Source organism: Prevotella brunnea (assembly GCF_008016795.1).
Classification (GTDB): Bacteria; Bacteroidota; Bacteroidia; order Bacteroidales; family Bacteroidaceae; genus Prevotella; species Prevotella brunnea.
The window spans coordinates 1-18,045 of sequence record NZ_SDIK01000094.1; the positions used below are offsets into that span (position 1 = coordinate 1).

17 protein-coding genes and 1 tRNA gene are annotated in these 18,045 nt (G+C 46.1%); 8 read left to right on the forward strand and 10 right to left on the reverse strand.

The genetic code is table 11. From position 1 onward, the window contains the following. Window positions 1–145 precede the first annotated feature (145 nt). Window positions 146–571: a hypothetical protein gene (locus tag ETF27_RS10445; protein WP_147785800.1), complete on the reverse strand. Its 426-nt coding sequence runs from the start codon at window positions 569–571 to the stop codon at window positions 146–148. Between the two features lie 157 nt (window positions 572–728). Between ETF27_RS10445 and ETF27_RS10450 the strand changes: the two genes are divergently transcribed. From ETF27_RS10450 to ETF27_RS10460, 3 genes are all read left to right on the forward strand, one after another. Continuing rightward, window positions 729–1,769 (forward strand): hypothetical protein, encoded by a 1,041-nt coding sequence (locus ETF27_RS10450; RefSeq protein ID WP_147785801.1) that lies wholly within the window; start codon window positions 729–731, stop codon window positions 1,767–1,769. 28 nt (window positions 1,770–1,797) lie between these two features. After that, complete coding sequence (locus ETF27_RS10455) at window positions 1,798–2,961, forward strand: hypothetical protein (protein ID WP_147785802.1); 1,164 nt, start codon at window positions 1,798–1,800, stop codon at window positions 2,959–2,961. Between the two features lie 133 nt (window positions 2,962–3,094). Next, window positions 3,095–4,015, forward strand: a complete 921-nt coding sequence (locus ETF27_RS10460; protein WP_147785809.1) for an IS982 family transposase — start codon at window positions 3,095–3,097, stop codon at window positions 4,013–4,015. A gap of 420 nt (window positions 4,016–4,435) precedes the next feature. On the opposite strand, the gene ETF27_RS10465 is transcribed toward ETF27_RS10460, so the two are convergent. The 8 genes from ETF27_RS10465 to ETF27_RS10495 form a co-directional block, all read right to left on the reverse strand. After that, window positions 4,436–5,182, reverse strand: a complete 747-nt coding sequence (locus ETF27_RS10465; RefSeq protein ID WP_130829594.1) for a polyprenol monophosphomannose synthase — start codon at window positions 5,180–5,182, stop codon at window positions 4,436–4,438. 30 nt (window positions 5,183–5,212) lie between these two features. Further along, window positions 5,213–5,389, reverse strand: coding sequence for a hypothetical protein (locus tag ETF27_RS11225; RefSeq protein WP_158635994.1), 177 nt, complete (start codon window positions 5,387–5,389; stop codon window positions 5,213–5,215). Beyond that, window positions 5,367–6,158, reverse strand: a complete 792-nt coding sequence (locus ETF27_RS10470; RefSeq protein WP_130829593.1) for a lysophospholipid acyltransferase family protein — start codon at window positions 6,156–6,158, stop codon at window positions 5,367–5,369. Before ETF27_RS10470 ends, ETF27_RS11225 begins: the two co-directional genes overlap by 23 nt. A 38-nt stretch (window positions 6,159–6,196) precedes the next feature. Further along, window positions 6,197–7,375, reverse strand: coding sequence for a metallophosphoesterase (locus ETF27_RS10475; protein ID WP_147785803.1), 1,179 nt, complete (start codon window positions 7,373–7,375; stop codon window positions 6,197–6,199). A gap of 4 nt (window positions 7,376–7,379) precedes the next feature. Next, a complete protein-coding gene (locus ETF27_RS10480) occupies window positions 7,380–8,723 on the reverse strand; it encodes a dihydroorotase (RefSeq protein WP_147785804.1) in 1,344 nt (447 codons plus the stop codon). 27 nt (window positions 8,724–8,750) lie between these two features. After that, entirely contained in the window at window positions 8,751–9,611 is an 861-nt protein-coding gene (locus ETF27_RS10485; RefSeq protein ID WP_147785805.1) for a DUF4369 domain-containing protein, read from the reverse strand. A gap of 77 nt (window positions 9,612–9,688) precedes the next feature. Next, window positions 9,689–10,141, reverse strand: a complete 453-nt coding sequence (locus ETF27_RS10490) for a hypothetical protein (protein WP_181951331.1) — start codon at window positions 10,139–10,141, stop codon at window positions 9,689–9,691. Next, a complete protein-coding gene (locus ETF27_RS10495) occupies window positions 10,125–10,466 on the reverse strand; it encodes an FtsB family cell division protein (protein ID WP_147785810.1) in 342 nt (113 codons plus the stop codon). The genes ETF27_RS10490 and ETF27_RS10495 overlap by 17 nt, the downstream gene beginning before the upstream one ends. Window positions 10,467–10,686: 220 nt before the next feature. On the opposite strand from ETF27_RS10495, the gene ETF27_RS10500 reads away from it, so the two are divergent. The 5 genes from ETF27_RS10500 to ETF27_RS10520 all read left to right on the forward strand — a co-directional run bounded on the left by ETF27_RS10500 (window position 10,687) and on the right by ETF27_RS10520 (window position 17,772). Further along, entirely contained in the window at window positions 10,687–12,474 is a 1,788-nt protein-coding gene (locus ETF27_RS10500) for a DNA polymerase III subunit gamma/tau (protein ID WP_147785806.1), read from the forward strand. A 140-nt stretch (window positions 12,475–12,614) separates the two neighbouring features. Then, window positions 12,615–12,691, forward strand: a tRNA-Arg gene (locus ETF27_RS10505). 457 nt (window positions 12,692–13,148) lie between these two features. Beyond that, on the forward strand, window positions 13,149–14,372 hold the full coding sequence (pepT, locus tag ETF27_RS10510) for a peptidase T (protein WP_147785811.1): 1,224 nt from the start codon (window positions 13,149–13,151) through the stop codon (window positions 14,370–14,372). A gap of 167 nt (window positions 14,373–14,539) precedes the next feature. Beyond that, on the forward strand, window positions 14,540–16,807 hold the full coding sequence (locus ETF27_RS10515; protein ID WP_147785807.1) for a cation:proton antiporter: 2,268 nt from the start codon (window positions 14,540–14,542) through the stop codon (window positions 16,805–16,807). Window positions 16,808–16,812: 5 nt separating this feature from the next. Continuing rightward, the gene (locus ETF27_RS10520) at window positions 16,813–17,772 is read left to right on the forward strand and encodes a calcium/sodium antiporter (RefSeq protein ID WP_147785808.1); all 960 of its coding nucleotides are present in this window, start codon (window positions 16,813–16,815) and stop codon (window positions 17,770–17,772) included. Between the two features lie 67 nt (window positions 17,773–17,839). On the opposite strand, the gene ETF27_RS10525 is transcribed toward ETF27_RS10520, so the two are convergent. Beyond that, window positions 17,840–18,045, reverse strand: a 206-nt coding sequence (locus tag ETF27_RS10525; protein WP_193557221.1) for a transposase, incomplete at its 5' end; no start/stop codon positions are given.

Genomic DNA, 18,045 nt, shown 5'->3' on the forward strand with positions numbered 1-18,045 from the left:
GTGAATTCAGGAAAAGACAGCATCTGAGAAACGGGACTGCGAAAGGTGAGCTTTCACACGGTCATCTCTGCCCTTTCGCAATGCAAAAGGTCAGCTTTTGGATTGCCACGGCTTTTGTAGCAGCTGACAGGGGGCTGAAGACGGCCTACTCTATCGGCTCTACCTTGGGCGACTTGATTTCTATTTTCGGCGCTTTCTCTCCGGTTTTCGGCGCTTTTGTCTCCGCAGGGGCTGACTCTTCTATCACCGTCGGGGGTGTTGACGGCACGATGATGGGCTCCGGTGCCGGTATGTTCTCCTCGTCGGCTTTCGGGGCTGGCTCGACGTAATCGACTTTCTTGTGGTCCTTGACCTCGACTTCCTTGGCCTCTTCCTTCGTCAGCACGGGAATCTTCGACGTGGTATCGATGCCGATGACCGAGCCCGACATATCGACCTCGTACTTGCGCGGTGGCGCCATGTCGCGCGTAGCCATCAGAAAGGCCAGCAGCAGCGAGCCGAACACGAGCACGGCGGCGCAGATGGCCACCGGTACGGTATAGGTGGGTTTCTTATTGGGTTGTGAATCCATAAACGATCTTATCTTCATCGGCAAAGTTACTGAATATATCCAATACCACCAAATAAAAGAACGAAAAGAAAAAAAATTGAAAATTTACTGAAAAACATTTCCGTTTGTCGTTTTTAATAATTACATTTGCTGATGAATTATCATACAATCAATTAGCATGAGAATACTAATTACCGCACTGACGACAATCCTCTGCCTGACGACCATGGCGCAAGGGTTGACGACGACTGGGGCGCAGACCTACCGGCCACGATTTGAGAAAGGTCAGAAAGCCACCTACAGTTTCCAGATTACCATTGACAGCGATGGCGTTGAGGAGACAGATGTCCCCAAGTACTACTCGCTTCTCGACCAATCTGACCAAATACAGCTCATCATGTACAGCTATTTTGGTCTCTCTGGATATGCCTTCTCCGACGAAGAGTGCCACAAGTTCACGCTTGAGGTGATTGACACGACACCCTACGGCACGGTTTTCTCGCTGCTCATTCACAAACCGAAAGAGAAGAAAGAGACTGATGTCAAAGAGGTTGACAAGGTCTCGAAAGCCATGACAGAGTATTTGGAGGAAAACAAATTCACAATGTTCTTCCCCAACGACATGAACAGTTGGATGCTGGTGGGCGGAAAAGAACATTGGGACAATCTGTCGGAGCGCATGGGAATACGGAAAGGTACGGACTACGATGCGAAAAAAGCAGAGGATTACCAGCTCCAGTACCCGACTCCCCGACAAAGACTGTTGGAATTTTTCATCCGCATGGCATGTCCCGCCCTCCACTGGTTCGAGAAAGCCTACAACACACCTTTCTGTTTGGGGCAGAAAACCACGGGGCAACCAATCAACGACAGCGATAAGGAACAGACATACACGGTGGAAAAGGCCGAAATGGCTGCCGACAACTCGTTCGAAATGACATCCGACCAGTATAGTCGCCGAGCCATCGCTTGGTCATACGATGAGGCAGACTCCGTCGAAATAGACAGCGTGTGGACTGATGGAAACGAAAACGGGAACACGACAGATCCGCAACCCGACGAGAAGGCGCAGAAAACCGCCCGATTTACCTTGGAGCACAGGCACTATCACCTGATTATCGGGAAAGACTCGATGCCGACTCTCTACGAACAAACTTACGAAATTGAAAGAGACGGCAAGAAGCCTAAAGTGGGAATCATACTCAGAAGAGAACAATAAGCTGCCAACAACCCAACAAACGACCATCATGAGAAAAATAATACTATTGCTGCTCGCAGCAGTCTGCCTACCAATCTTGGCACATAGACACACCAACCCCACTGTGGACAACTACCATCAGAAATTCAGAAAGGGGCTCAAGGCAAGCTATTGCCTCACCATCGACAACATCCATCCTGAAACAGCCAACATGAAAATTCCCGATTTTGGCCTGTTCGCACCGTTAGAAATAATGCCGGAAGCCTCCATGCAAACACAATACATAGGCGGACTGGCAATGGCACTATACAAGAACCAGCTGAAAAACCGATTCACAATAGAGATAAACGATGTAACCCCGTACGTCATAGTAGCCACTTTGGAGATTGCCGAGACACCCGAATACAACCAGTCGGACGCCGACAAGGAGTTTGATACACTGGTGGGAGCGGTGTTCGATTACTTCAAACAAAACAAAATCACCGTACTCCTGTCTCCCAACATGGACACATGGACCATCATGGACGGACAGCGACATTGGCAAAAGATATGCGAAAAGATTCATGAGATACTGTTGACATCGGGAAAGGCCGACAAAGAGACGGAAAAGGAAATGGAGGAAACAATGAAGATGCTTCAGATGCCACAAATAGGCAGCACACTCACCAAAATTTTCCTCAACGTCTGTTGTCCGGGGTTCACGATGTGGAACAACTTCTATCACATACCATTCAAAAAAGGGACGGCAACCATCGGGAAACCGCTCGACGGAACCAACCGAAACAACAGATACACGACGCAGACAGCCAAGTTGAAAAAAGACCTGAGCTTCAGCCTCGAAAGACAACAACAAAAATACGAATACATCTACAAAACCGTATCCGACTCCACAGAGGTTGACACGATGGTGGCTGACACAGCCTACCTCGACAGTTGCATAGATGCGGCAAGTTCTGCGGACTCCGCAATGACGGTCGAAGAGTACGAAAAAATGGAAGTAGAACCCCAGAATGCACTCGAAAACGACACAACGGAACAGCAATACGACTATCAGAACGACACGACCGTGACCGAAGACTACAAGAAAATTACCTATAAGCAAGTCATGAAGGCAGGTAAGGACACACTCCCCCTACTCTATGAAGCCTCCTACACAATAGAATTGGAGACCACCCAACCCACCATGACAGCCATATTGAAAAGAGAAGAATAACGAAAAGAAACCGCTCTATAAGTTATATATTACGCGAGTTCGGGATAAGAAAAGCTCTTAAAAGTTGGCAATCTCGCTTATTATTTGTACCTTTAGTGGTGATAATCATCAAGTTTCAAATAAAAACAAAGCGATAATTACCAAAGACAAATTTACTGAAATATTCTGTATTATAGATGAATTTAACAGAAATTTGAATTCTGAACTCGAAAACAACCTTTTTTTGCCTACCCATAACGGTAAAGGAAAACGTTATAGAAATCGTAAAGGTCGTCTTTCTGAAAGCGAAATTATGACTATTCTTGTGTGCTATCATTTCGGTACATACCGTAACTTCAAGGAGTATTACCTCAACTGCATTCGCGGACAACTCAAGCAGGAGTTTCCCGATGCTGTATCCTACAATCGTTTCGTGGAACTAATGCCACGTGTTTTCTTCCAGATGATGATGTTTATGAAGCTTTATGCCTTTGGCAAATGTACAGGGATAACGTTTGTCGACAGTACCATGATCCCTGTATGTCATAATGTACGGCGTTATTTCAACAAGGTATTTGCCGGTTTCGCGAAGAACGGAAAAGGTACTATGGGTTGGTGTCACGGCTTTAAACTGCACCTGCTCTGTAATGACTCTGGCGAGATTATAACCTTCTGTCTTACAGGGGCAAATGTTGATGACAGAGATAAACGGGTGTGGAGCGTTTTTACAAAAGTCTTGTATGGAAAAGTGTTCGCTGACAGAGGATATATCAAAAAGGAACTCTTTGAAACATTGTTCGACCAAGGCATACATCTCGTACATGGTCTAAAAGCGAACATGAAGAACAAACTTATGCCTATGTATGACAGAATCATGCTTAGAAAGAGATACATCATCGAATGTATCAACGAGTTGCTCAAGAACAAGGCTAACCTTGTACATTCACGGCACCGATCAATACATAATTTCATCATGAACTTATGTTCTGCTCTTACAGCCTATTGTTTCTTTGACAATAAGCCGGAGGCACTGCCGGTACACGTAGAGAAATCAAGGCAATTGGAACTTTTCTAAAGATTTTCTTATCCCGAACTCGTGTATTCATAGGTTTTCAAATGGCACAAAGGTAATAAATAAAGGACATCTGGAGCTTTTCAGCCTACCAAATGTCCATTACGCCGAAAAAGCATCAATCGAAAAGGCGTTTTTAGTAAGCACAAAACGTCTCTATAGAGGCGTTAAGTGTGTCTCTATAGAGACGTAACACACAACTCTATAGAGACGTAACGCACAACTCTATAGAGACGTAACGCACAACTCTATAGAGACGTAACACACAACTCTATAGAGACGTAACGCACAGCTCCATGGAGGCATATGAAGGAGTTATTCATCGTAAAATAAAGACATGAAAAAATCAGGTGGAAGTAAAGAAATAAAGACCAAGCCGGCATCATTGGAGCGGAGGCTGCGATGGAGCTGTTGGCGACATTCTTAATCTTTTATTTCCGGATATTTTCTGAACCATCCGTCCCAACGCAGTCGCATGACTCCAAACAAGGCTTCGGAGAAGATTCCACCACTCATCTTGCTGATGCCTTCCCTGCGATTGACGAAGATGACAGGCACTTCTTTTATTTGGAAGCCAATCTTGTGAGCGGTGTATTTCATTTCTATCTGAAAAGCGTAGCCTTTGAAGCGAATATCATCCAAAGGTATGGTTTCCAATACTTTGCGGCGATAGCATACAAATCCCGCAGTGGTATCGTGAACATGGAAGCCCGTGATGAAACGCACGTATTTGCTGGCGAAATAGCTCATCAATACGCGACCAATGGGCCAATTTACCACGTTCACTCCGCTGACGTAGCGCGACCCCACTGCCACGTCGTAGCCCTCGTTGTGGGTGGCATCGTAGAGGCGAGGCAGGTCTTTGGGGTCGTGGCTGAAGTCAGCATCCATCTCGAATACATATTTGTAGCCGTGCTCCAATGCCCACTTAAACCCACGAATATATGCCGTTCCCAATCCAAGTTTCCCCGTACGCTCGATGATGAACAAACGGTCGGAGAACTCTGTCTCGATCATTTGGTGAACAATTCGTGCCGTTCCGTCCGGACTTCCGTCATCAATTACCAATACATGAAAACACTTTTCCAAGCCGAAGACCGCCCGGATGATTTTCTCTATGTTCTCTTTCTCGTTGTAAGTGGGAATGATTACAATGCTGTCGCTGTCCATTGTTCGTTGTTTTTTGCAAATGTAGTATATTTATCCGAATGTAACAAATCTATGTTCTCTTTTTTGCCACGGTAAATTGCCGGTGAGCAATTTCTCTTGTGGCATCATTTGACAAGTCGGTTTGTAAACTTTCTCGGCTCGGCGCGTTGAGAATAATCCTGCAAACTCCATGTCCGCCCCTTGCTCATTGGTCGGGATTTTCCACATAACCTTGATATTCCGGTGTTAATCCCGCTTCTATCACTCGATAGGCTTCTTCCATTGCCATTTTTTCGTATTCCGTTCCCTTTCCTTTCGGCAGGATGGGTTGATGAATTGTCAGACTGATGGGATGCCATACGGGAAAATGCCAGTCCTTGGTTCGTGGCATGACGTTAAAGGAGCCGTTGATGGAGAGTGGACAAACCGGAAGCTGTATTTCATCTGCCAGCATGAAAGCACCGCGCCGGAACTTTCCCATGTGTCCGGTGAACGTGCGTGCTCCTTCCGGGAAGACCACCAGCGACATGCCCTCTCTCAATGTGGCACGTGCCTCATCGTAAGTCTTCTTGATTTTGCTGGCCCCACTCTTATCCACAAAGATGTGGTGCGCATAGGCGCAAGCCACCCCTACAAAGGGAATCTTGCGGATGCCTTTTTTCATCATCCACTTGAAGTTGCGTCCCAAAAAACCATATATCAGGAAGATGTCGAATGCGCCCTGATGGTTGCTCACGAAAACATAACTTTGGTGTGGATGAAGATGTTCTCGTCCTTCCACTTTCACGGGTAGTAGAAGGAGACGAATGGTAAATCGAGACCAATATCTTCCGGGATAATAGCCCCAGAAATGTCCGTTCCCCAGGGCGCATCCAACCACTGTTGCCACTGTTGTCAGAATTGATGCGAGGATGAATAGCGGAAGAAAGATGATGAGTGTGTAGAGGCAATACACCGCTCTTGTCATTCGGCTGCCATGCGAGACTTTTGTTTTCATTGTCGGGATGTCTGTTGGTATCTTTTCGGTGGGAGCTTTCATCTTAATCTTTTTGTGGTGTGTAACGTGATGACGGTAACTTCGTTGGGCATGTTCAGACGAAACGGTATTAAACCGCCCAGTCCCGCAGTAACGTATAGATAGCGATTGTTCTCGGAAAAGAGTCCGTAGTCTTCTCGCAGCCATAGTTGTGAAAGTCGTATGCCCATTGCTTGCATTTGTCCGGCATGGGTGTGCCCGCTGAGCGTCAGTTGTGCGTGTGTGTGAGGAAGGATGGAGCGTTGCCATGCCGACGGATCGTGCTGCAGCATGATGACAAAAGCGTTGTCGGGGATGCCTCGCATAGTCTTTTTTAAGTCCGCCTTGTTTGGAAAAGGTGGCAGTCCGTCGTTTTCCTCTCCACATATATATATGGAATCATTGTCTTTGTGAAGCGTCATGTTGGCGTTGGTGAGCAATGTCCATTCCAATGAGTCGCGGATCACCTTTCTCAACCGTTGTTCTTGTCGCGAAAGCTCTTCCGGAGTGCCTTTAACGTATTCCGTGTAGTCGTGGTTTCCCAAGACGGCTATGGTGCCTTTCATGGCATTCCTGATAACGTGTGCCATTTCTTCCACCTCGTGTGGGCGCATGTTTTGAAGGTCTCCGGTAAAGAAAATGCGGTCAGCCCGTTGCTTGCTGATACTATCCATTTCGGCTTTCAAAATCCTTGCACGCCATCCTTTGAAAGTTCCTAAATGAAGATCGGATACATGAACGATTTTATATCCGTCGAATGTGGCAGGCAGGTCATTGAATGTGAGGTTGATGTGCCTCACGCGAATTTGGGAAAAGCCGAAAGTCAGTCCGTAGAGATACATCGTTACCATGAAACAGCTTATCGCCAATCCGATGTAATGTCCCGGGTTGCGATGTGTGTGGGTGATGAATTTCCTTATGAACCATCCTATCGAGGAACAAACGGCAAAGATGGCTTTTGGTCCTACTACTATACCTATCAATAAGAGATAGGCGTTGAGCCATGTCAGGTTATGAGGAGCAAAACTTTCTATGGATGCGAGGGCGCAGGTGTAAGTAACAAGGAAAATGGAAGGCGTCCACCAAAGCAGTCGCAGCCACCATGATATTTTGTAATGTTTGCGAAAATAGTGAGCATCGATATATACATCGGACAGCACTATGATAAGCAATAAAGGTATGACTATTCTCGCTATCATCTGTTTAATGTCTAAATGATAATTGTTCGCCTCGATATTCGGAGTTGAATTTATCTCCGTTTAGGATGTGTTGTCCATTGCAAAGCGTATGAACCACTTTCCAATGATATTCATGTCCTTGCATCGGGCTCCATTTGCATTTGCTCTGTATGATGTCTTCGTTCACCACCCATCGAGTATCGGGGCGGACAATCGTTATGTCTGCTTTGTAACCCCGACGCAAATATCCACGCTTGTCGATGGAGAAGAGGCGTGCGGGAGCATGGGAAGTCAGCTCCACCATTCTTTCCATTGAGAGAACTCCTTGGTCAACCAGTTCCAACAGGGTAGGTAAAGAGAATTGAATCATGGGCATACCTGACATTGCCTTCGCACATCCTCCTTGTTTCTGAGCGAAGAGGTGAGGTGCGTGATCCGTTCCGATAGTCGTTATTCTGCCATCTGTCAATGCTTTGCGGAGTTCGGTGCGGTCGTGAGTTGTTTTCACTGACGGGTTGCACTTTATGAGTGCTTTCTTTACGAGATAATCGTCATTGGTAAAGTAAAGATGGGCTATCACCGCTTCCAGCGTAACCAAATCCTTTGCCCCCGGCATGTCGAGCAATGAAAGCTCGCGAGCAGTGCTTACATGGGCAATGTGCAGCTGTGTGTTATACTTCAACGCCAATTGCACCGCGAGACTTGAGGATTGCCAACAAGCTTTCTCGCTTCTGATTTCGCAGTGATGCGTGATGGCAGGGTCGTCGCCATACTTCGCCTTGGCAGCTTTCATGTTTTCATTGATGATAGTCGAGTCTTCGCAATGGGTCATTAAGGGCAGGTGCATCTCCGCGGCAGTGGAGAAGATGTCTTCCAAGGCCTTGCGTTGATCAACCAGCATATTTCCTGTTGAGGCACCCATAAATAGTTTTACACCGGGTATGTCATGAATGTTCAATTGCTTGATGAGAGGACTATTGGCGTTCGTCGCACCGAAAAAGAAACCATAGTTTACGTGACTACTTCGCTTTGCCCTTGCAAACTTATCGTTGAGTGCTTCCGGCGTTGTTGTTTGCGGAAGTGTATTCGGCATTTCGCAGAAAGAGGTAACACCACCATATGCTGCTGCTCGGCTTTCACTCTCCATGTCTGCTTTCGCTTCCATTCCCGGCTCCCGGAAGTGAACGTGGGTGTCAATAATTCCGGGTAATACAAAACAACCCGTGGCATCGATGACCTCATCGAATGTGCCACGGGCAGACTGTTCGTCTTCGGTTATTTCATCAATCCTATCGTTTTCTATGGCGATTGTGCCCTTAAACACACGCCCTTCATTAACGATTATTCCGCCTTTAATGAGTTTCCTCATCGCTGTGTCCTGTTATGAGATTATAATTTATTCTCTCCCTTGTATGGTGTCGCCCGCCATTTCTGCAGGAGTGGGAGGTGTAACACCGGCAGTCGGTGCGTCATTGCCTGCTGCTGGCAACGGTGCCGGATGAGAGTCGGCTGTTCCATTCATTTCTTTTTGTGCCTGTAGAAAGTTATTATAGAACTCCTTGATATGAGGATTCTCCTTAAACTTTTCCGGTGCTTTCGTCATGATATACTCCACCCACGCCGGAAGTTGGTTTAAGGCGTACATATATAGATAATCGTTCATCCAAACGGGATAAGCATCCGGTGTGGTATCGTAGGTAACGCGAGTGAAAAATCCCCAAGGAGCAAGGATGTTGTCAAAATTCTCTGTAACAAAGTTGGTGAATAGCTCGTCTCCCGCTGCATACACTTTTAGAGCTTTCTTTATTAAGCGTGCATTAACCGTTTCCTCGTCTTGTCCGTTGAGAATGGCAGCACTCTCTTCATGGTCTATTTCGGTATATTGGTTGCGTAGTTGGGTAAACTTTGTCCAAAAGGCGTTCAGCTTTTCATTTAGCGGGGTTCCGCTTACGCTCTGTTGCGTGTTGTCTAATTTCAACACGATGTCGCCTTCTTCCACTACAATGGGGAACTGAAGATTGATATCGTCCATGAAAACCTGTGCCACCTTTGCGGAATCCACAGATCCGTGGAAGATGAATTCGCCGTGTACTACATCGCACGAGTCAAGGTTTAACAATGAGTCGGCGTGCGACATCTTCAGATATAATTTCCTTCCGTCCAAACCGGAGACATTGGAAGTACCCTGAATGTTATAAGATTTTGCGCATGAGGCAAAAACTACGAGCGAAATAGCGGCATAAAGAATCTTGTTCATATACATTTTCCTTGTTCACCACAAATATACAATGTATAGTTGATGTTACGAAAGTTTTTCATTCAATTTAAAACTAATCAATCCTTTTTTAGTGTTTTTTCATCTTGTCGCTCGCTGTCCTTGCCCAATTCATAGCTAATTCGATGAGTGGTGTAAACTTCTATGACTGCGGAAATGAGCAAAATCACCACCCAATTATGATGAAACACGTTCACATAAGTGGTATAACCACCAATCGACTTTGAAAACAAAGGCTCAATAAAGGAATAGGAGTCTTCCACCATGAATAGACCTGCGAGAATAAACCCGATATTGGCTATTGACATAATCTTGCGCAGTCGTTTTATGGTAATGCTATTCCCTGAATATTTCTGACGCATCTGCATGAGAACGAAGAAGACAGCCCCCACCAACATCAACCAACAAGCCACCGGTTGCCAAAGAAGAAAAGCATATAATCCCGCACCCGTTACCATCAGGACGCCACCTGCCATAAACAATAAGCTCTCAATTTTATTCAACTGGTTCATCGTGTTTGTTATCTGTCGCTTGTTCATCATCGCTAAGTACAAAGATGTCCTCGTCATCGGCTTTCATAAAGTAACGCTCGCGAGCAATCTTTGCCATCGCATTGGGATTGCGCTTTATTTCTTTCAGTAATTCCGTGTCTTGATGATATTGTGTCTCGTATTTGGCAATCTCCGCCTTTAAGTCTTGTATCTGATAAGCGTACTTTATGAGTTTGGTGAAGCTGTTCTCATCCAGCACACCCACGACCAGCACGCCCAGTATGATGACAATATGATACTTGAACTTGCTGAGAAAATAAAAGATATGTCCCGTAAATCGACTCACGCAATCAGCTGTTAGTGAATTTGCATCCATGACAGCGGAAACTCCTCGGAGACTGTCCGAACGACCATTCACCGCTATCCTTTGCAAAAGTAATCAAAAGATTTGAGAAAGGTAGCGTGTTGAATAAGATTTTTGGCAAATTAACAATTAATTCCCTCTGCCCCTAATCTCCATGTCTTAACTTTTTGTTACCTTTGCAAAAACTATCAATGATTTATATATGGACGAATACATCGTTTCTGCGAGAAAATACCGCCCCGTTACTTTCGATTCGGTGGTGGGACAGCAGGCACTTACCACCACGCTGAAGAATGCGGTGAAGAGCAGGAAACTGGCTCATGCCTATTTGTTCTGCGGACCGCGCGGAGTAGGGAAGACTACTTGTGCGCGCATCTTCGCCAAGGCCATCAATTGTGCGCATCCGGCGGCGAACGGCGAAGCTTGTAACGAATGTGAAAGTTGCAAATCCTTCAACGAAGGGCGAAGCTATAATATTTTTGAACTGGATGCTGCCAGCAACAACTCGGTGGAGAATATCAAATCGCTGATGGAACAAACACGTATTCCCCCGCAAGTGGGGAAATACAAGGTTTTTATCATCGATGAGGTGCATATGCTCTCCACGGCGGCTTTCAACGCTTTTCTCAAAACATTGGAGGAACCGCCGGCTCATGTCATATTCATTCTTGCCACAACGGAGAAACACAAAATACTCCCCACTATTCTCTCGCGTTGCCAGATTTATGATTTTGAGCGCATGACCGTTCCCGACATCATTGAACACCTGAAGGAGGTGGCAGAAAAGGAAGGGATAAAATACGAAGAACAAGCCCTGAACATCATCGCGGAGAAAGCTGATGGCGGAATGCGCGATGCGCTTTCCATCTTTGATCAAACGGCAAGTTTCTCGCAAGGCAACATTACCTATCAAAAGGTGATAGAGGATCTTAACGTTCTCGATGCAGATAATTATTTTCGCATTGTGGATTTAGCCATGGAAAACAAGGTGAGTGAAATCATGGTCTTGCTCAATGACATTATTAATAAGGGATTTGATGGAGGACACCTTGTTAACGGACTTGCCAGTCATGTACGTAACGTGCTCATGGCGAAGGACGAACAAACATTGCCTTTGCTTGAAGTGAGCAAGCAACAAGCCGAGCGTTACAAGCAACAAGCCGGGAAATGTCCCACGAAGTTCCTTTATAAAGCCTTGCGGCTGATGAATCGTTGCGACATTGAATATCGGCAAAGTTCTAACAAACGATTGTTGGTGGAAATCACGCTTATTCAGGTGGCGCAAATCACTCAGGAAGATGACGACGTACCTGCCTCGGGGCGTAGCCCTAAACGTTTGAAATCCCTGTTTAAGAAACTTGTCATCAACGCTCAGCCTAAACCGGTCAGACAGGTGTCCGGGGCGAGCCGCAAAACCATCTCTCAACCCTTGGCAACCCAAGGAGAAATGGTTGATGATTCCCCACGCCAGACATACGAGACGAAAAAGTCAGCTGCTGGAGGTGGGGGTAGCATGCCCAAGATGAATTTGGGCACCATCGGGTTGTCGTTCAACCATCTTCTCAACGAGAACAAACCACAGGAGAGTAAGGAAGATGATGTGAGCATAACCAACAAAGACGAGAGTCAGGACTTCTCTTCGCAACAGCTTCTCATGGAGTGGCGGGGAATGTGCACGCGCATTGGGAAATTTAACATCGGGCTGGCACAGCGAATGAAAAATCTGAAGCCCGTCATTACGGAACATCCTAAGATAGAAGTCGTTGTTGAAAACAAGATTTTATTGGAGGAAATGCTTGCCATTCGCAATCGAGTCAGAGCCACCATGGCAAAACAACTTCATAACGGCAATATAGAAGTTACCATTAGGCTCGCCAAAGCAGAAGAGATAAAGCCGGTTCTCACGCCTCGTCAGGAATTGGAACGGCTGCAAAAGGAAAACAACGCTGTTGCGAAGCTCATCGTTGATTTGGATTTGGAATTAGCATAAACCATCTGAAGCTAAAAAAATCGAAACTCGAAATTGGTTGATGTGTGGATTGACTTGCATCATGAAAAATCGGATTGGGATTTTCCATTCGATAATTTTGCTGTTTTCAAAGTTTTGCAGTATCTTTGCAAACACTTTATGGCTCCGTAGCTTAGCTGAATAGAGCGCAGGATTCCGGTTCCTGAGGTCTTGGGTTTGAATCCCAACGGAGTCACCAACAAGAGACTTTGCCATTATGTGGAGGTCTCTTTTTTTTGTTAATGAAATTTGTTCAAACGTAAAATCCATATTCGCGATTGGTTGATAAACGGTAACTCCAAGTTTAGCCCTGCGCGGCATTCGAATAATGCCTCTGCGGACGATATTAATATCACGAAAATCCATCGACAAGAACCTCTTTTTTGGATAGATTGTAATGTGTTGATAATAAAGTGCTTACGATGTGCTTTTCAAAAGCTTAGCTTTTGCACTCTAAACGCTTAGCTTTTGCGAGCCAAAAGCTAAGCTTTTGTAAGGCAAAAGCTCATCAATGAACAACCGAACACAAAATTAAGAGAACCGAAAGAATTGTCCGCATTGTTTTTCCCAAAAAATAAATCCAATAAGTTTTTGATATGCATAAAGTTTTTTTTAACTTTGCAACTAATAGAAATAACTAAAATTCCCAAGATATGATGGAAATAGCAGAAAGATTTATAAATTATACGAAGTTCGACACACAGTCTGCCGATGAGTCGGAAACAGTACCCAGCACCGCGAAACAATTGATTTTTGCGAAATACCTGAAGGAAGAACTCGAAAGAGAAGGCTTTAAGGAAATAGAGATGGACGAGATGGGGTATATCTACGCCACGTTGCCCGCTACCACGAAGAAGGAAGTTCCCACCATTGGGTTTATTGCTCACTACGACACGGCACTGGATGCCAGTGGGGCAAATGTCAAGGCACGCATCGTGAACAACTATTCGGGTGGCGATATACAGTTGAATGAAAACATGGTCTCATCGCCGAAAATGTTTCCGGAACTATTGGAACATAAGGGCGAAGACCTTATCGTTACCGATGGTACCACACTGCTCGGTGCCGACGACAAAGCGGGTATTGCCGAGATTGTACAAGCCATGTGCTATCTGCGCGACCATCCGGAAATTGAACATGGAAAAATCCGCATGGGCTTCAATCCTGATGAGGAAATCGGTATGGGAGCGCACCACTTCGATGTGGAGAAATTCGGTTGCGAATGGGCGTACACGATGGATGGTGGCGACCTCGGACAATTGGAATACGAGAATTTCAATGCCGCCGGCGCGAAAGTACTCATCCATGGCGTAAGTGTACATACCGGTTACGCAAAGGGCAAGATGGTGAATGCAAGCCGTTTGGCTGTGGAGTTCAATCAGATGTTGCCACAGGACGAGATACCCGAAACTACTGAGGGGTACGAGGGCTTCTACCATCTGCTCGGTATTGAAAGCCGTTGTGAGGAAGCCAAGCTCAACTACATCATCCGCGACCACGACAGAGAAAAGTTTGAGAATCGTAAAAAGGTGATGGAAGAGTGCGTTCGGAAGATGAACGAGAAATACGGTGAAGGTACGGTGGAGATAAAGCTGAATGATCAGTATTACAACATGAAGGAAAAGATAGATCCGAACATCCATGTCATCGACCTTGTGGTAAAAGCGATGGAGCAAGCAGGCGTAACTCCGCTTGTACAACCCATTCGTGGCGGTACGGATGGCGCGCAACTCAGTTTCAAGGGACTGCCATGCCCGAACATCTTCGCGGGAGGCGTAAACTTCCACGGACCTTACGAGTTTGTTTCCATTCAGGTAATGGAAAAGGCAATGCAAGTTATTATAAACATCAGCAGGCTGACTGCCGAATATAACGACTAATCCCCTGTTCCGATACCTGTTGCTCAATTTCTGCCGAAAAGTTGTTGAATGGGCAATGGGTATCGATACTTTTTTGCAAATCATCGTATTTATCTAATGGTAAGCCGGCACGTAGTAAATCTTCCCACCTTTCGGGATGGAGTAAGAACGATTCAAAGCTTTTGTATATGTCAGAACTTCCCGACCTTGTAAAGGATCTTGCACTCATCCTCGTCGTTGCCGGATTTGTAACGATTGTATTCAGGAAACTTAACCAGCCGTTGGTATTGGGATATATCGTCGCGGGCTTTCTCGTCTCGCCTCACATGCCCTATCTGATGCAGGTGATAGATAAAAGCGACATACAAATCTGGGCAGACATTGGTGTTATCTTCCTGCTTTTCTCGCTCGGACTCGACTTCTCTGTCAAGAAGATACTGAAGATGGGAGCATCGCCCATCATTGCCGCCTGCACCATTATTCTCTGTATGATGGTGCTCGGTATTGGCGCAGGCTACTTCTTTGGATGGAAAAAGATAGATTGCATCTTCCTTGGCGGCATGCTCTCCATGAGTTCCACCACCATTATATATAAGGCGTTTTCCGATATGGGACTCTCGCAGCAAGGATTTGCCGCATCGGTGATGAGTGTGCTCATTCTTGAGGATATCCTTGCCATCGTGATGATGGTGATGCTGAGTGCGGTGGCAGAAGGAACGAATCCTGCCGGCGGGCAGATATTGATTAGCTTGATGCGCATTGGCTTTTTTCTCATTCTCTGGTTTGTCATCGGTCTTTTTGCCATTCCCATATTCTTGCGTGCAGTTCGCCAATATTTAAACAACGAAACCCTACTCATTGTGGCATTGGGCTTCTGCTGTCTGATGGCGGTGGTGTCCACTCAAGTGGGATTTAGTGCCGCTTTTGGAGCGTTCGTTATGGGCAGCATCCTTGCCGAGACCATAGAAGCAGATAAGATTATCAAACTTGTGGAACCGGTGAAGAATCTGTTTGGAGCCATCTTTTTCGTATCCGTGGGCATGTTGGTCGATCCGGTTGTTCTCGTGAAATACGCCCTACCCATAGTCTTGCTTGTACTTACCATCTTGTTCGGTCAGGCTGTTTTTGGTACGATGGGCTTCATGTTGGGAGGTCAGTCGTTGAAAAATGCCATGCGTTGCGGTTTTTCCATGGCGCAAATCGGTGAGTTCGCTTTCATCATCGCCTCTTTGGGATTGTCGTTGGGCGTGATTAGCGATTTTCTTTATCCGGTTGTAGTTGCGGTTTCGGTGATCACAACATTCCTCACACCTTACATGATCCGTGGTGCCGAGCCGTGCTACAACCTTTTGCTTCGTCGTCTTCCCAAGCGATGGGTAAGGCGTTTGGCACATATTTCCGATAATACTTCCGAGCCATTGGCGAACGACAGTCAATGGAAGAGCCTTATACGTGCGATGGTGGTCAATACGTTGATTTACGGGATTTTATCCGCGGCAACCATTACGCTGATGTTCTCGTTGGCATTGCCATTCTTTCGCCGATTGTCAATCGGTATTACGGGAACACATTGGGCGGGGAACGTGGTTTGCGGATTGCTCACCATGTTGCTGATTTCGCCTTTCCTGCGCGCCATTGTGATGAAGAAAAACCATTCGGAGGAGTTCAAGACTTTGTGGACTGTCAATCGAATCAATCGCCTTCCACTTGTTTTTACCGTCTTGGCACGCATGATTATTGCGTTGGCATTCATCTTTTATATCTGCAACTTTCTCACGCGCTTCAAGAATGCAATCCTCATTGTCATTGCCATCGCCTTTCTTATTCTCATGATTCTCTCGCGAAGTCTGAAGAAACGAAGTATTACGCTGGAACGTCTGTTTGTGCAAAATCTGCGCAGTAGAGAGATAGAAGCTCAGGTAAAAGGTCGCCGTCGTCCGCTCTTTGAGGGGCATTTGCTCGATCGCAACATTCACATCGGTAGCTTTGATGTGCCGGAAGATTCGACATGGGCGGGAAAACCACTTCAAAAGCTCCAGCTGCGCAATCGCTTTGGTGTGCATGTGAGCAGTTTGTTGCGTGGTTCTCATCGCTTGAATATTCCGGGAGGCAATACCATTCTGTTCCCCGGAGATAAGATACAGGCGATTGGAAACGATGAGCAGCTTGCCTCCCTCTCTGTTGCAATAGGACATGAGGTTCATCCTGAGGAAACCGACATAGAGAAGCGGGAAATGGTGTTGCGACAACTCACTCTATCTGCCAAGAGCCCTTTCATTGGGAAAAGCTTGCGCGAGAGTGGCATTCGCGACCAATACAACTGTATGGTGGTCGGCGTGGACGAAGGGCAGCGACATCTTACGCTCATTAGTCCCGACAGGGCACTGCAAGTTGGTGATATGCTGTGGATAGTGGGAGAGAGGGAGAATTTGAAACGAGTGAAAGAAACGAATTAAGACCTATGTTTTTGAATTTATTGATTATCTTAGTGGGGATTGTTTTGGTGCTTTGGGGAGCCGACCGGCTTACGGATGGTGCCGTGGGAATAGCTGAACGAATGCACATTCCGGAAATCGTTGTTGGATTGACGATTGTCGCGGTGGGAACAAGTATGCCTGAATTTTGTGTTAGTTTGGTTTCTGCCATAAAAGACACACCCGATTTGGCTGTGGGAAACGTTGTCGGCTCGAATATCTTTAATACCCTGTTGATAGTGGGAGTAGCGGCTCTGTCGGCTCCCATGACCATTCTCAAGACAACGGTGGGAAAGGACATACCGTTTGCGCTCGTGGCATCTGTCATCTTAATGATGATGTGTTTCGATGGTGAGATAGGACGATGGAATGCTGCCGTTCTCTTTGTGCTTTTTCTGATATTCATGTTCATGACATTGCGTGGAGCGCAGGTGAAGAAAAGCGAAATGGAGCATGACAGCGAACAGATGCAATCCGAAAGGAAAACAAAGGTCGCGATGTCGCCCCTTGTTTCTGTTGTGTGGATGATTGTAGGGTTGGCTGCTCTCATCGGAGGAAGTAATCTGTTCGTGGAAGGAGCTACGAAAGCTGCCGCCTCACTGGGCGTTTCGCAAGCAGTCATCGGACTGACCATTGTTGCCGGAGGAACGTCGCTTCCGGAATTGGCTACCAGCGTGGTGTCGGCTCGCAAGGGAAACAGTGGCATTGCCATCGGAAACGCTTTGGGTTCCAATGTGTTTAACATCCTTGCCGTTCTTGGGATAACGGGTCTTGTGGCTCCTATGCACATTCAGGGTATCACCCTGACCGACCTCTCTATGATGGTTGTTTCCATGATTTTAATCTGGTTCTTCTCGTTTACCAAATACACCATCGAGCGATGGGAGGGTTTTGTGCTCACTGCCGTTTTTATAGGGTATATGACTTTCTTGGTTATTCACGCGTAAATCTATCAAATACAAAGATAACCAAAAGGGCCGGATTCCAAGGGTAGTGTCCTTAAAAGTGTGTAATTCATCTTTCCTTTCTCTGTACTTCCACTGTTATTTTATTCTTTTCTTTCCAGTTTTTGAATTGATATATTCTCCTTTCATATGTTGTCTTTGTTTCCTCCATCGCCACGGCTGCCAGGAGGAAGATGACGGACTTTTCTGATGGCATGGATGTTCTCATTTGGATGGTTCTCCTGTACTTCCTGTTGAGCCTTTCAATCCAGTTGG